Source organism: Paenibacillus sp. J22P143 (assembly GCF_059692035.1).
Window position 1 is genome coordinate 75,743 of record NZ_JCAUAQ010000009.1, and the last position, 15,879, is coordinate 91,621.

General features: G+C 46.0%; 12 protein-coding genes. 9 read left to right on the plus strand and 3 right to left on the minus strand.

All coding sequences use genetic code 11. From position 1 onward, the window contains the following. Positions 1–13: 13 nt before the first annotated feature. From AC58PQ_RS15305 to AC58PQ_RS15325, 5 genes are all read left to right on the plus strand, one after another. Positions 14–1,132: a Gfo/Idh/MocA family protein gene (locus tag AC58PQ_RS15305; RefSeq protein ID WP_497242874.1), complete on the plus strand. Its 1,119-nt coding sequence runs from the start codon at positions 14–16 to the stop codon at positions 1,130–1,132. Between the two features lie 291 nt (positions 1,133–1,423). Continuing rightward, positions 1,424–1,885, plus strand: a complete 462-nt coding sequence (locus tag AC58PQ_RS15310) for a hypothetical protein (RefSeq protein WP_497242877.1) — start codon at positions 1,424–1,426, stop codon at positions 1,883–1,885. Positions 1,886–1,906: 21 nt separating this feature from the next. Then, the gene (locus AC58PQ_RS15315; RefSeq protein ID WP_497242879.1) at positions 1,907–2,947 is read left to right on the plus strand and encodes a LacI family DNA-binding transcriptional regulator; all 1,041 of its coding nucleotides are present in this window, start codon (positions 1,907–1,909) and stop codon (positions 2,945–2,947) included. A gap of 349 nt (positions 2,948–3,296) precedes the next feature. Next, a complete protein-coding gene (locus tag AC58PQ_RS15320) occupies positions 3,297–4,577 on the plus strand; it encodes a Gfo/Idh/MocA family protein (RefSeq protein WP_497242881.1) in 1,281 nt (426 codons plus the stop codon). A gap of 295 nt (positions 4,578–4,872) precedes the next feature. Next, on the plus strand, positions 4,873–5,223 hold the full coding sequence (locus AC58PQ_RS15325) for a PAS domain S-box protein (protein ID WP_497242883.1): 351 nt from the start codon (positions 4,873–4,875) through the stop codon (positions 5,221–5,223). A 66-nt stretch (positions 5,224–5,289) separates the two neighbouring features. Here the strand turns inward: AC58PQ_RS15325 and AC58PQ_RS15330 are convergent, their stop codons facing one another. Then, a complete protein-coding gene (locus AC58PQ_RS15330; RefSeq protein WP_497242885.1) occupies positions 5,290–8,286 on the minus strand; it encodes an efflux RND transporter permease subunit in 2,997 nt (998 codons plus the stop codon). Between the two features lie 267 nt (positions 8,287–8,553). Here AC58PQ_RS15330 and AC58PQ_RS15335 point away from each other — a divergent pair, with 267 nt between their 5' ends. Continuing rightward, positions 8,554–9,321: a peptidoglycan-binding protein gene (locus tag AC58PQ_RS15335; protein ID WP_497242887.1), complete on the plus strand. Its 768-nt coding sequence runs from the start codon at positions 8,554–8,556 to the stop codon at positions 9,319–9,321. A gap of 59 nt (positions 9,322–9,380) precedes the next feature. Here the strand turns inward: AC58PQ_RS15335 and AC58PQ_RS15340 are convergent, their stop codons facing one another. Together AC58PQ_RS15340 and AC58PQ_RS15345 are read right to left on the minus strand one after the other, a co-directional pair. Next, on the minus strand, positions 9,381–10,412 hold the full coding sequence (locus AC58PQ_RS15340; RefSeq protein ID WP_497242889.1) for an anthranilate phosphoribosyltransferase: 1,032 nt from the start codon (positions 10,410–10,412) through the stop codon (positions 9,381–9,383). Next, complete coding sequence (locus AC58PQ_RS15345; protein WP_497242891.1) at positions 10,409–11,059, minus strand: ANTAR domain-containing response regulator; 651 nt, start codon at positions 11,057–11,059, stop codon at positions 10,409–10,411. The genes AC58PQ_RS15340 and AC58PQ_RS15345 overlap by 4 nt, the downstream gene beginning before the upstream one ends. Before the next feature lie 477 nt (positions 11,060–11,536). Here AC58PQ_RS15345 and AC58PQ_RS15350 point away from each other — a divergent pair, with 477 nt between their 5' ends. The 3 genes from AC58PQ_RS15350 to nirD all read left to right on the plus strand — a co-directional run bounded on the left by AC58PQ_RS15350 (position 11,537) and on the right by nirD (position 15,845). Continuing rightward, positions 11,537–12,778 (plus strand): nitrate/nitrite transporter, encoded by a 1,242-nt coding sequence (locus AC58PQ_RS15350; RefSeq protein ID WP_497242894.1) that lies wholly within the window; start codon positions 11,537–11,539, stop codon positions 12,776–12,778. Positions 12,779–13,037: 259 nt separating this feature from the next. Then, a complete protein-coding gene (nirB, locus tag AC58PQ_RS15355; protein WP_497242896.1) occupies positions 13,038–15,461 on the plus strand; it encodes a nitrite reductase large subunit NirB in 2,424 nt (807 codons plus the stop codon). Positions 15,462–15,494: 33 nt separating this feature from the next. Further along, on the plus strand, positions 15,495–15,845 hold the full coding sequence (nirD, locus tag AC58PQ_RS15360) for a nitrite reductase small subunit NirD (RefSeq protein ID WP_497242898.1): 351 nt from the start codon (positions 15,495–15,497) through the stop codon (positions 15,843–15,845). Positions 15,846–15,879 lie beyond the last annotated feature (34 nt).

The following is a 15,879-nucleotide window of genomic DNA, read 5'->3' on the forward strand; positions in this document are numbered from 1 at the left end:
GGAGGCCGCCGTCATGAAAATTGGAGTAATCGGCTACGGAAACCGGATTAACGGTGTTATTAACCATATACAAAAGCTTTGTTCGGACTGCCATGTGGCGGCTGTCGTGGATGTAAATCCCGAAAAAATACATAAGATCATGCAGGAGAACGCAGGCGTGCAGACGTTCGAAACACCCGAAGAGATGCTGAGTGGGATGCAGCTAGACGGTATAATGATCGGTACGCGCTGCTCTCTTCATACGCCGATGGCGCTCAAGGTGTTGTCCAGCGGTCTGCCGCTTTTTCTGGAAAAGCCGGTGGCTACGACGCTCGAGGATGCAAAGTCCTTGAAGGAAGGCTATGAAGCCTCGGGCAACCGTAAGGTGGTCGTTTCGTTCCCGCTGCGTGTCACTTCGCTCGTCCAGCTGGTGAAGGAGATCGTCGATTCCGGAAAAATCGGTACAGTAGAGCATGTTCAAGCTGTCAACAACGTGCCTTATGGAAATGTTTACTTCCAGGGCTGGTATCGCGACGAGAACGAAACAGGCGGCTTGTTCCTGCAGAAGGCGACGCACGATTTTGATTACATCCAGCATGTCCTCAACACGAAACCGGAAACCGTCACCGCAATGATATCGAAACAAATCTTCAAAGGGACGAAGCCTGCTGGACTGAAATGCGTGGATTGCGATGAAAACCGGACGTGTCCCGAAAGCAAGTTCGGTAAGGATGAAAGGGCGTACTGTTCTTTCGCGGAAGATACGGGCAATGAAGACTCCGGCAGCGCGCTGATTCGTTATGAATCCGGGATGCATGTATCCTATTCGCAAAACTTTTTTGCGCGGAAAAAGGCTGCTGCCCGCGGAGCGCGGTTCCTCGGCTATAAAGGGACGATCGACTTCGATTTCTACTCGGGGCAGGTCAAAGTGTTCATGCACCATTCGACGCGAGTCGAAACGTACGAATTCAGCGGTGATGAAAGTCATTTTGGCGGCGACAGCGTGCTCGCGAGTAACTTCATCGAACTGTTGCAGGGGGGGACGAAATCGGTTTCGACGCTTGACGACGGTCTTCAGAGCGCGCTTTTATGCCTGAAAGCGAAGCAATCGGCGTTAACGGGTACGTTCCAGCAAGTATCTTGGAGTGGTTGATAAGCACGCTAGAATGAGAAATTTAAGTGAAGCCATTGACAACAGTTCTTCTGGGAGCAGGAACGCTGGTGCCCGAAGTTATGCACCCTAAGCGCTGAACGACCCGCATGAATTGACTTTTGTAGCGGTTGCTGAGCCAGATGCGGAGAGAAGAGAGAAATTTGCCAAGGAGCATAATATTTCGACGGGCGTAAGGATATGGCATCTATCCATTGGACAATAAATTTCAGAGGTCAGTGATGTATTCCTGGCCTTTTTTTGTTTCCCAAAAGCACTTTGAAGCGAGCGGACATGGAAGAGGCGGCTAAACAACTCGTCGAAAACATTCGCTATTCGTTAAACGGCGTGAAAAGACATTCGGGTCCAAGTACGCTTTTTAAATATTTCTACGAGGGCGGCTTAGAATGTGGGGCAGCAATTGCATACAACAAAAAAGATTTGTTGGCGCATTTGGCAGTTCAATGGTCAACACTGCCTCATGACACAAAAGAACATTTTAGAAGGTATCAACTTTCTTTATTTGTTTGCTATACACATAACATCAATCACATCAACACAGAAGAAGGACTTTGGCATATCGAAAGTGAGTTGGCATTTTTCGATCGATTTTCCCCGGCTTGCCTTGGGCATTTACAAGTGCAAAAAAACTTTGCCCATTTTGTAAACACCCATACAAGACCAACGAATAAGACAAAGCTTTTAAAATGCAATAATATTGACACCAAATACAGCCAAAGTTTATCATGTGTATGAATGATTGAGGGGGGTGTCGAATTGCCGACTTTGAAGGATATCGCCGATCGGGTTGGGGTATCGATTTCCACTGTCTCGCGCGCGATCAGCAATGATGCGACTCGCGCAGTAAGCAAAGAGACGAAGCGCAAGGTGTTAGAAGCAGCGAATGAGATTGGCTACGAAATAGAGGAAGAGGAGAGACCGCAGGCGAAGAACCTACAACATCCGTCCGAGAAATCGATAGGATGCATTATGCCGCAGTCTTTTTTTGATTTTCATCCGTATTTTACGGCCGTTTTGTCCGGCTTCCGCAAGAAGATGCACGAACTCGGGCGCCCTCCCGTGTTCTTCATGTCGATGGAGGAGATCGGAAGCCCCGAATACCTGCGCTCTTTGATCCGGGAAACAGGGGTGAAGGGCATACTAGCAATCGCTTGGTACAATAAGGAGCAGTTCGACATCTTGCAGGAAGAAGGCGTGCGTGTGCTCGGCGTCAGCCTGAATTACGACAGCTTGTCCGTACCCGTTGTCGACTGCGACCGTATATCGGCCGCCCGTGCTGCCGTCAGGCATCTAGTTGCGCAGGGACATACGAAAATCGGATACATTGGGGGGCCAACATTCTCTAGAGAATTGGAAGGGGATGAGCGATTCTTAGGCTACAAGTTTGGCATGCTCGAAGCGGGATTTGGGTTGAATGGAAGCTGGATAATTAATGCCAATTGGAACGTTGATATGAGCTATAGTTTAATGTCGGACATGCTCGTACGTTTGAAGGAGGATGAGAGGCCGACGGCAATGTTTTGCGCAAGCGACGTACTGGCGATTCCCGCACTTCGTGCCGCCTCAGAGAAAGGCTTTCGCATTCCTCAGGACATCGCGTTCGTCGGCATGGATAATATCGAACTCGCGCAGTATACGTCGCCTCCCCTCACGAGCGTACAGGTGCCGAAAACGCAAATCGGCGAAGTAGCTGCCAAAACGCTGGTTGATTACATTGAAGGTCACTACTCGTTGCCGCCCAAAGTGCTGCTTCCGTTTGAGCTCGTGCTGCGGGAATCGTCGTCCTTCATAAAATGAGGGAGCGGCAGTTTTAACCATTTACTTCCATCTACATTACCCTTGGTGACAGCGACGCTGGTACTACACTTTATAGCATGGAAAAACTTACCTCTAAACGCAGTCCAACTCAGTTGGGTGGACCGCTTTAGAGGTTTTTTTATGAGAAGACAGGGTATTTTCCAGTAGTATCTTGGAAATTTGGATCCAAAAAATCATTGACACGTGGTGTTTTTTCCAAATATGATAGCCATATCGAATAAAATTTGGCGCGAAAATGAATGTTTTTTAACTGATACGCCAAATGAAACCAAGCGGTGTTTGACTATTACCCAATTTTCAAGTAAGGATGACAAGGAGATGACCAATCATGAATCAACTGACAGCCATTCTGATCGGAGCAGGTGCTCGCGGGGCAGAAAGTTATGCACCGTATTCGCTCTATAATCCGCACGAACTCAAATTTGTCGCCGTTGCGGATGTTGACCCTGAACGGCGGGCAAAGTTCGCTGAAGCCCATGCCCTTCCGGCGGAACGAGTGTACGAATCGTGGGAGCCGCTACTGGCGGAGCCGAAACTTGCGGATATCGCGGTCATATGTACGCAGGATCGCATGCATTTCCACCCTACAATCTCTGCGCTGAACAAAAATTATCATGTGCTTTTGGAGAAGCCGATGTCTCCCGATCCGAGAGAATGTCTTGAGATGGAGAGAGTCGCCAAAGAGAACGACAGATTGCTTACAATATGCCATGTGCTACGTTACACTCCGTTCTGGAGCACGATCAAGGAGATGATTCAAGGGGGGCGCATCGGCGATGTTGTTTCGATTCAGTTGAACGAGAATGTCGGCTACTGGCATATCGCCCATAGCTTCGTCCGAGGGAACTGGAATAACTCCGATCATTCGAGTCCGATGATTCTCGCCAAGTCTTGCCATGACATGGACGTCCTATCATGGCTGATGGATCAGCCGTGCACGAAGGTAAGCTCGTTTGGTTCGCTGATACATTTCCACAAGGGAAACACGCCGGAAGGGGCTGCAGAGCGGTGCCTCGATTGCCGGGTTCAATCAGACTGTCCTTATTCTGCGCCGCGCTTTTATTTGAGTGACCAGTTTAAGGGCTGGGCGAGACATTTTACGCAGGATCTATCACGAGAAAAGATCGTGCAGGGATTGCGAGAGACGAACTACGGTCGTTGTGTCTACATGAGCGACAACAATGTGGTTGATCATCAAGTCGTCAACATGGAGTTTACGAACGGAGCAACGGCTATCTTCAGCATGTGCGGCTTTACCTTCGAGCAGGAGCGGCGCATTCAAATTATGGGGACACGAGGGGAACTGCGCGGAGAAGGGAATACAATCACTTTGTTCGATTTCCTTACTCATAAGAAAATGGAAATCACCATTCCCGTCCAATCTAGCGGCCACGGCGGAGGCGATGCCGGCATCGTCAGCAGCTTCCTAAACGAAGTGAGGAACTACAAAGGCAAGGAGTGCTTAACATCCGCCTCCGCTTCGGTCCGCAGCCACTTGATGGCGTTTGCTGCAGAAGAGTCGCGTCTGAACGGGGGGAAGGTGATCGATCTGAACGAGTATGCCGATACACTTTGTTCCATAGATCCCAGAAACCATTCAGTTGACTGATTCGGAATTCTTGCTGAGCATGTCACCGTTCTCGCGTTTGAGACTGTAGAGCCAAGTAGAGGTCATTATAGCATGGAAAACCAAGCATAATGCGAAAGCGTTTTCTAATATTGACGAGATGTTGCTAACAAATCCGCTGCGAACGGCCAGGTTGTTTCAATTGGCGCAAACACGGAATAGCGCTCGAAATTGAAGTTTTAACGAGTCAACCATATTAGCATGCTGAAAGAAGCACTTCTGCTTGATCACATCGTCATCAGGAGGAATTTAAGTAGTAGTACGGGAGGATGCACAAATGAAGGACGATAGCTTCATATCCATTGAGAAAATTGTTCCACGGCATACTGCTCAGCTTATGCATGCACTTATGAGTCTATCTTCAGACGGCATGGTGATTGTGGATCTAGAAGGAAAAATCGTAGAGGTTAATGGAATATTTGGGAAGCTGCATGGATTTAGTAGAGAAGATCTTCTTGGGAAGATATTGCCGTTAGAGCCTTTTGTAATTGAAGGAGATAAAGTCAGTCATTTTCATAACGATGTTATTTTTTCACCTATTTACAATGAGCAAGGAAAAGTGATTGCCTTAATGGGGGTTGAAAAAAGTGAGAGATTAGTAAATAATGAGGTTGCAGCAACCAGATGAAAGTAATATTAGAATAAAAAGGCGACCCAAGCAGATAAATCTACTTAGGTCGCCTTTTTTTACTATCTAACCAGCATTTTCAAGCTGTTTTCTTTGACGTTTTGCTTTGCGTGCATGCATGAGTTCATACACAGTAGGTACCATCACCAAGGTGAAGATCGTAGCAGAAGTGAGTCCACCGATAACAACAACGGCCAAGCCTCTGGAAACGATACTGCCTTCCTCCGCTTTTGCAAGTACAAGCGGCACCATTGCGCAGATTGTCGCAACAGCTGTCATGATGATTGGACGCATCCGCGTAGCCGCGGCTTCAAGCAAGGACTCACGAATGGTCATGTGTTCTTCGTTTTGCTTCACACGGTCAATCAATACGATCGCATTCGTAACAACGATTCCGATCAGCATCAAGAATCCGAAGATCGAAGTAACGTCGAAGGACGTTTTCGTAATCATCATACCGACAACCGCGCCAACAGCCGCGAAAGGAAGAGATACCATACTCGCAATCGGTGCACGGAACGATTTGAACGTGATAACCATGATCAATAATACGATTCCGATGGAAATACCCATCGTCATGAACAAGTCAGCGAAGTCACTGGATTGCTGAGCGGAAGCACCACCTACGACTAAGGCAACACCCTCAGGGAGTTTCAAGTCTTTTGTGGTTTTCGTAATTTCAGTATTGATTTTGGATAATTTAGCTGGGTCTACAAGAGCAGTCACACGTAAGAATTGTTGGCCGCTTTTGTGTAGAATCGTATTGGATTCATTCGTTTTTTCGATCTTAGCAATCGATGTTAACGAGGCTGGTCCAGTAGCTGTCATGATTTGAATATTGGACAAGTCTGCAACGGTGCTTGGGTTAATCAAAGCATCTAAGACAACTGGAATTTCTTTGTTCTCCAATTTCATGGAACCGATCGGTGTCGGGTTCATCAGGGAACGGATCGTACCTGCAATTTCCTGTGGTTTCGCTAACGCAGGATCTACCGTAATCGAATATCCTGGTTTCGTTACATTTTGGTTGCTTGTTACTTTTTCTACGCCTTCGATGCCTTTAACTGCGGCAATGACATCTGCAGCTGCTTGATCCAAGTTCTTTGCGGAATCGCCAGTTAGATCAACTGTAATAGCGGAACCCGTACCACCATCAAAACCGCCGCCGCCAGCAGCTAAATCTGCTCCAGGGAATTTCGATTTTTGGCTATTCACTTGATCAATGAAATGCTGAGTATCCACATCTTTTTTCATAAACACCGTATAATTTGCAATCGTTGGAGGAGCTACGCTTCCCCATTTAGCATTATCTTCGGTGTTCCCTTGTTGAAGAATAAGGTGGTCAAGCTCACTTTGCTCAAGCATGAATTTTTCTAATTCGATTGCTTTTTCACGAACGGTTGCGATTGGTGTTTCAGGTGTGTAGGAAAGGCTAACAGATATCTGGCTTGCTGTTGAACCGCCAACTGCACCTTTCGGCATTACAAAGTAAAGGGCGATAGAACCACCGAAAAGGATAATCGATAACAGGATGGAGATGAACTTGTGATTCAAGCTCCAAGTTAGAATGCCTCTAAGTTTTGTCGATTCTTTATGCTCTTTCAACTTCGTATTGCGAAGCAACCAAGCACTCATAACCGGTACAACGGTAAGGGCAACGAGCAAGGAGGAAAGCAAGGAATACGTAACTGTTAATGCGAACGGAAGCAGGAACGCTTGAAGTGAACCACCCAAAAGTCCAAGCGGTAAGAATACTGCAACGGTTGTTAAAGTGGAAGCCGTAATCGCTCTAGCTACCTCACGTGTCGCATCGATGATTAATTCCTTGGAGAACTCCGCTTTCTGAGTTCTTCGGAAAATATTCTCGATGACAACGATACTGTCATCGACAAGTCGACCGACGGCGACGGCGACCCCGCCAAGTGTCAAGATGTTTAGCGTTACCCCTGATTGGGAAAGCAGGAACAATGTTAAACCAAGAGACAACGGAATCGAAACAATCGTAATGAACGTGGAACGAATGTTTCTAAGGAAGATCAGAATGACGATCGTTGCAAATAACGCGCCTAACAAGACTTCTCTCATCATGCTGTTAACAGAAGTTACAACGGATTCTGACGTGGAGTAAATGACTTCTGCTGTTGCATTCGGATATTTGGTTGCGATCTCATCGGAGATTCTCTCAACTTCTTTACCAATATCTACAGCATTGGAACTTGTATCTTTCGTCACAACTAATGTAAGCGAATCCTTACCATTAATACGTGTTAATGTATCTTTATTTGCAGCAACTTCAACCGTTGCCACATCTTTCAATTTAACGCCTGGTGCCACAGTCAAATTGTTCAAGGTATTCAAATCGTCGAGGTTCCCAACGACTTTAATTGCACTTGTTTTGCCGTCGATTGATTTCTCACCGACATTGACAGCTACATTCTGACCTTGTAGAACACCCATAAGTGCTTGTGCTGGCAATTGCGCCTTAGCTAATTTATCTTTATCTGGGTGAATAATGACTTGAGATACTGAGGTTCCGTCAAGCACTACACTCGCAATACCTTTGATTTTTTGATAATCAGGTAAGATTTTTTCTTGTGCTAGCTCAACATTTTGTTTCGTAATGCCATCTTTGAAATTCAAAGCTACCCATGAAAGTGGGATCATCGAAGTGTTCAAACGAATAACGAAAGGCTTCGACATGCCAGCTGGCAGAACAATGGAGCTGATCGCTTCTTGTATACTCGCTTGGGCATCCTTCATTTTGATATCCGAGTCAAATGTCATATCGATTTTCATAAATCCATCCGAAGATGTTGAGAATACCTCTTTCTTGCCAGGCACACTGGATAATGCCTTTTCAATAGGTGTCGTTGCACTATCTAACATGGATTTGGCGTCGTAGCCTTGACCGACAACTGTTACGCTAATCTGTGGGAAATCTGCGCTAGGTAAAAACTCCATCGGTAGTTTGAAATAACTGCCGATACCTGTTCCAAGAACTAAAATAATCATAAAAACAACTGCTGCTTTGTTTCCAAAAGCCCATTTAGTAAACCACGTCACACGTCTCGCTCCCTTTCAACTATCCTCTTTATTCATCCAGTTCCAAGTATAGCAATATTTATCCAAGATTGTATATGGCTTGAGTCGGGTTTCATCTCAGTCTAGAGTCTGAGTTCACGATATTGTTAGAGTTCCAAAAATGGTATTAATTATGATCAAAACGGAATACATAGCATTTCTTAATTTGGATAAATTTTTGTAAAGAGGTAACGCTAAACCTATCGTCTAACGTGACGAAGATGCTGATGACGGGAAGTGAACATACGCATGCTACAAGGGAAAAAAAGGTTGATCTGGATTGCTCTCATCTGTGTGGTCTTGTTCAGTGCTTCTACGACGACAGTCTTTGCTTATGGCAAAGGGGCCAAAGGACCAGATGTCTATGCGGTTCAGGGGATGTTAAAGTCGCTAGGTTATTATTCGGGACCGATTACAGGTTATTATGGTAATCAAACACAAGCTGGGGTTAAATCGTTTCAAAGTAGATATGGGTTACCCGTAACAGGAAATGTAGACGATCAAACGCTGCAATCCATTCTCTGGGCATATGGCAATCTCAAAATACCGAAGAAACCGGCGCCAACCCCGATACCTGCTCCAGTGCCTACACCAGCCCCAACCCCTATACCGCAGGTGCCATCGACGTCAGGCTTAACCGTAGAAGAGCAGCAGATGCTTGATCTGGTGAATAAAGAGCGTGTAGCTGTGGGGTTATCGCCGTTGACGGCAGACTTGGCGCTTACCAAAACAGCTCGTCTCAAGAGCCAAGATATGGTGGATAACAAATATTTCTCGCACGATTCACCGACCTATGGTTCGCCGTTCGATATGATGGAGAAGTTCGGTATCACGTATAATGCGGCAGGAGAGAATATTGCCTGTAATCAAGGTGTTCAAGCTGCGCATGAAGCGCTGATGAACTCACCAGGTCATAAAGCTAACATATTGAGCAAAGACTACACCCATATCGGCATCGGTATCGTGGATGGAGGACCTTGCGGTAAAATGTTTACGCAACAATTCATAGGTAAATGAGAAAAAAAAGGACTTCATGGATGCCAGCAATGGCGCATCCGTGAAGTCTTTTTGTCTAATTAAGTGGTGGAAACCGGCTTGATCGCTTCGGTCCATTCCGTATACTTTTGAAGTGCAACGCCTTGATCAATCGCATGTCGAGCCATATAAATACCTTCTTCAATCGAGTCAGCTTTTTGGGCTACCCACAAACGAACAGCGCTGTTGAGCAAAACCATATTCAAGTACGGAAGTGGAGCATCGCCGCGCAGAACCGAAAGTGTGGTTTCTGCTTGCAGTTCAGCCGTCCATTCCACGACAGGAACTTCAACCATCAGTTCATAAATTTCAGGATCAACAATGAATAACTCACTTGTCTCACCTTGTATTAGATAGGTACGAGTCCGTTTTTCTACACTTAGATCCTCTGATCCTTCCATTCCTTGTACCACAATTCCGCGAGAAACGCCTAATTCAATTAGTAAATTCGTGATTTTTTCAAAAACAGTACCGTGGAACACGCCGACAGCCATATATGGGGCTTCTGTGAAGCGTAGCAATTTCTCCGCTGTATTGAACACCGTACGCAGTCCGAGTTCTTTGCGAATCTGGCGGAGCTCTCCTAGCGGTGGACACCAACTTTCGGTAGGCGTAAAAAGAAAGCCAGTTCGCGCTGCTGCAGACGTTAAAGCTTCACGTGATGCTTCTAGTGCCTGCACACCCAACGCGGCAAGTACATCGGAGATCGTTATGCCCCATTTCGGCGGCATGCTCGGGCTGCCGTGCAGTGTAGTTGGCAGTCCGCAGGCTGCGAGCACGAAAGCGGTCGGTAACGTAGCGATAAACGTGCGCGTACGACCATCATAAGGTCCTGCACAGTCCATGCTGCCAGCCATGGGATACGATGTTGTGCGCTCGCGCAAAGCTTGGATGAAGGCTTTGATTTCATCGGGCGATTCCATTTTAATACGTTCTGCTACGAGAAATGCACCGATCTGTGCTTGTGTAGCTGATCCTGATAATATAAGCTCTGCTGCTTGGGCAGCCTCTTCATAAGATAAATCTCTTGCTCCCCGCTTACCGCGGCCTACTTCTTTTAATAGAGATATCATCGTTTGCGGCCCCCTTTGTTTTGATCTTGTAGTATCTGATATACCTTGACGATGGAGGTTGCGACATCGACCATACGCTTACGTTCATTCATAGCTTGTTTGCGGAGGAAATCATAAGCTTCTGCCTCAGAGATACCTTTGATTTCGCATAAAATACGCTTGGCCTGATCGACCCACTTGCGTTCTTCGAGTTTGGAAAGCAGCTGTTCGCGTTCTTGCTGCCACTCGGTACGTTGGAAATAATGGTTGACGCCAAGTATTAAAGCACAATGAATTTCCAGTGGGCTCATCATGGGACCGATTAACCCATCTATGCCCCCATCCATTTTGCATTCATTAGAAGGAAAAGTAAGTGCATCACACCACCAGAACATCGGAAGACTTCGCTCTGCGAGCAAGCGTGTACGCCAATCCGTTACCCGTTCAGGGCTTACAGATAATAATACAGCATCGACCTTTGGGATGATAAATGAAATTTCTTTCATATTAGATGAAGTAATAATTCGGAATCCCAAATCCTTCATAATTTCATCAGGCAAAGATTCCTTTCCATGAATGACTTCCGTTCGAACAGCATGTGGAGGCTCAGAGGAGGTTGCTGAGCGAGTTGGTATAAACTCGTCGATCAGTATGAATGATTGTAACATGGGAATACCTCCATCTTGAATAACTTCATCTCATGACAACTACATGTTAGGTTTTAGTGCTGTTTTGTAATATTATACGGCAATACTATAGCATATGCACCTAAAATTTGTCGATATACTTCCCTGAATCCCATCTATAATTTTTTGTGTTATGTTTATTGACATAGGATTACTTGCATCGTATAATCAAGTTAAGAAATCGGCACAATGATGTGCCACTTAACGAAGGCAACGGTGCCTATCCCCTTACAAATACGTAAATGGATAGGCTTTTTATGTGCAATGTAATGAAAGTAATGAAAAAATTTCATCTATCATGCTGATCACGAGGAAGTGGCAGCAGTGGCAATGAGGCCGATAAGCATCCCGCGATTGATTGGGGTATGTTTATCGGCCTATTCTGTCAACGTGCAGTCAAAAAACAAATCGGGTAGGAATAAAAGAAGGCGAAAAGCCTCACAAAAGGAGAGGGATTGCATGGTAGATCGGAAAAGTTTTTTGCAAGTAGGACACAAAGGGTCTTTATTCAGTTCATTCTTGTATTTTGACATGAGTTTCATGGTATGGGTACTCTTGGGGCCGCTAGCCGTCATTCTTGCCAAAGATTTTGGATTGGATGCCGCACAAAAAGCAAATTTGGTTGCATTACCAATTTTGGGTGGATCGGTTCTAAGACTTGTGCTTGGGGTGCTGACGGATAAGATTGGTCCCAAACTGACAGGACAAATTGGTCTTTCGCTAACCTTAATTCCATTATTCTGGGGGTGGCAATTCGCGGACACGATGGGAGATATGTATTTCGTAGCTCTCATGCTTGGTATCGCTGGAGCAAGTTTTGCAGCAGCACTTCCACTAGCAAGCAGCTGGTACCCGCCACAGTATCAAGGGTTAGCGATGGGTATTGCAGGAGCGGGAAATAGTGGAACGATCTTCGCTACATTATTTGCAAACAGATTAGCTCAGCATTATGGCGATTGGCACGTTGTATTCGGAATTGCCATGATTCCAATTGTGTTAGCACTGGTCATCTTCAGTATTTTGGCTAAGGATAGCCCTAATAAACCGAAGCCCAAAACAGTTGCTGAGTACGGCAAAGTGTTAAAACAAAAGGACTCCTGGTTGTTCTGTATCTTGTATAGTGTAACATTTGGCGGTTTCGTAGGGATGGCATCGTATTTGACGATTTTCTTCAATACGCAATATGGTCTTGCTCCAGTTAAGGCAGCTGATTTCACTACATTGTGCGTTATTGGCGGTAGCTTCTTCCGCCCGGTAGGCGGTTGGCTTGCTGATAAAATAGGTGGAATTCGGATGTTAATGGTTCTTTACGGAGTTGTTGGCATCATGATGGCGGGTATTTCAACACTGCCAGCACTTTCACTAACAACAGTGATGCTCTTTATTGCCATGATGGCTTTCGGAATGGGGAATGGTTCGGTTTTCCAACTCGTGCCACAACGATTTAAGACGGAAATTGGTGTAATTACTGGGATTGTTGGAGCAGCAGGTGGTTTGGGTGGTTATTTCTTACCGAAAATCCTCGGAAATCTGAAGCTCTCCACAGGCTCCTTCACGCCAGGGTTTCTCATTCTTAGTGGGATCGCAATTGCTTGTATCGTGATGATCGCGGTTGTTCAAGGACAATGGAAACGTACTTGGATTGGTGAAGGCGGTAAAGTAAAAGCAGCATCACCTGGAATCGAGACCCTTCAAGCTTAGCTTTGCGCATGATGCCGCTAGCTATTAGGCTGGCGGCAATCTGTAAAGTTTTTGCTCATGCAGCTTGCCACGGCAAGCTGCATGGGCAAAGACGTTACGACTAGCGTCTTTGCAGTAGATGTGAACCTTGGTTCAATCGAACTGCTCAAGCTCCATATCTCAATTTGTCATTTGGGGGCCTGGCTCCTAAATGACCCCTTTTTCACAACTACTCAAATTCGAAATGAACCCTTAGTAAATGGATGGAAGGATGATCACAATGACAGTCAAAAAAGAGAAGCTAGTCTTGGTCGGAAACGGAATGGCGGGCGTAAACGCCGTTGAACATTTACTAAAATTAACACCTGATAAATATGAGGTTACGATTTTCGGTAGTGAACCGCATCCCAACTACAATCGAATCTTGTTGTCCTATGTGCTCTCCGGCGATTCTAAAGTCGAGGATATCGTGATTCATCCCTATGAATGGTACGCGAACAATAACATTACCTTATACACGAATCAAACGATAACAGCCATTGATACCGTTGTGCAAACGGTAACGAGTGATAAAGGACTGACAGTTTCGTATGACAAGTTGATATTGGCTACGGGCTCTAATCCATTCATGATTCCTATGCCTGGTGCGGACAAAGAAGGCGTAATGGCCTACAGAACGATCCGTGATTGTGAAATCATGATTGAGTCGGCTACAAAGTACAAAAAAGCGATCGTCATCGGCGGCGGCTTGCTAGGATTAGAAGCTGCACGAGGTTTCCTTAACCTCGGTATGAAAGTCGATGTCGTTCATATCGTCGATACGATTATGGAACGCCAACTTGATCGGACGGCTTCCAAAATGCTGCAAGCAGCTCTTGAAGAACAAGGCATCAACTTCCTGCTAGCGAAGCAATCAGCGGAAATTGTGGGAGACAAACGAGTAACCGGCCTGAAATTTAAGGACGGTACGATTGCGGAAGCAGATCTCATCGTCATGGCGGTAGGGATTCGTCCTAATGTAGCCCTTGCGAAAGAATCCGGCATCGAATGCAATCCGGGGATTATCGTCAATGATTATTTGCAAACGAACGTACCGAATGTGTATGCGGTCGGCGAATGTGCGATGCATAGAGGGATTGCCTATGGTTTGGTTGCACCGCTATATGAGCAAGGTGCCGTATTGGCGAAGCATTTGGCTGGCGTAGAAACAGGCCCGTATGAAGGCTCTATTTTGTACACGAAGCTCAAAGTATCTGGTGTTGATGTATTCTCAGGCGGTCAATTCGTTGACGCTGAAGGAACCAAAGCGATTCGTATTCACGATGAATTCACCGGTGTCTATAAGAAAGTTGTGATTAAAGAAAACAAAATTATCGGTGCCGTACTCTTTGGCGATACAGCTGACGGTACGCGACTCATGCAAATGATTCGGGAAGAAACGGATATTAGCGGCATGGGTAAAACAGCTATATTGACGGATTCCTCTGGCGGTGGTGGAGTTGCATCCGGCGTTGCAGATATGAAAGATGACGCGATTATTTGCGGCTGTAATGGAGTTACGAAGGGAACGATTTGTTCAGCCATTAAGGATCAGGGCTTAACGACCGTAGATGAAGTGAAGAATTGTACGACAGCATCACGTTCTTGTGGTGGTTGCAAGCCGTTAGTGAGTGATTTGCTCGCTTTCACTTTAGGTGATTCTTACGATAAGAATGGTGCGAAAGAAACGATCTGTGGCTGCACAACACATACGCGCGATGAAGTTGTTACTGCGATTCGGGAAAAAGGATTATCCCATGTACGCGAAGTCATGAATGTCCTTGAATGGAAAAATGAAGAGGGGTGCTCCAAATGCCGTCCAGCATTGAATTATTACTTGGGCATGATTAGCCCAGAGACATATAAAGATGACAGCACATCCCGATTCGTGAATGAGCGTATGCATGCCAATATTCAAAAAGACGGTACGTACTCCGTTGTTCCACGGATCTATGGCGGTGTAACCAATCCGACGGAGCTCAAGCGTATTGCAGAGGTTGCTGAACAATTTAACGTACCAACGGTGAAATTTACCGGAGGACAACGTCTTGACTTGCTAGGTGTGAAAAAGGAAGACCTTACCGCGATGTGGGAAGCGCTGGATATGCCATCGGGGTACGCCTACGGGAAAGCTTTGCGGACGGTTAAAACATGTGTCGGCGAAACCTTCTGCCGCTTCGGTACTGGGGATGCGATGGGTGTTGGAATCGAGTTGGAGAAACGCTTCGAACGTTTGAATACGCCAGCTAAAGTGAAGCTTGCCGTATCGGGTTGTCCGAGAAATTGTGCGGAATCAGGGATCAAAGATTTAGGTGTCGTGTCCGTCGATGGTGGCTGGGAGCTATATGCTGGAGGCAATGGCGGCGTGAAGGTACGTGTTGGTGATCTGATGAGCACGGTTAAAACCGAAGCTGAGATCATTGAATATACCGAAGCCTATCTGCAATATTACCGTGAAACTGGCAAATACGGCGAGCGTACGAGCGAGTGGGTACACCGTCTTGGCATCGAGCATATCCGTGATGTTGTACAAAATGATGAAGAGCGTAAGCAATTGTGTGAACGTATGGATTTGGCGCTATCTGTGACACAAGATCCATGGAAACAAGCTATTGATAGCAAGAGAATCCAACGCGATCTCTATGAAGTTGTTGAATTGAAATAGAAATAGAGAGATAAACCGGGAGGAGCAGAGAAAATGATTACACAAAATGAGCAGCTGATTTGGGTGCAAGCCGTTTCCTACGAGGATTTAGCCTTTAATACAGGGAAGACAATTCGATATCAAGGGGAAGAGGTTGCCCTGTTCAAATTGAAAAGCGGTAAGCTGCAAGCGATTCAGAATCGTTGTCCGCATAAGGAGGGTGTGCTTGCCGAAGGCATCGTCTGTGATGACCATGTGTTCTGTCCCATGCATGATCGTAAGATTCATTTGCCTTCCGGACTCGTTCAAGCTCCAGATACAGGCTGCGTGAAAACGTACCTGACCAAAGTGGATGACGGAACGGTCTACATCGGGTTTCCTAAGGCTAAGGAATTGGCGAGTTAAATATCTTCTACTATATAAAGAGATTGATCAGCGG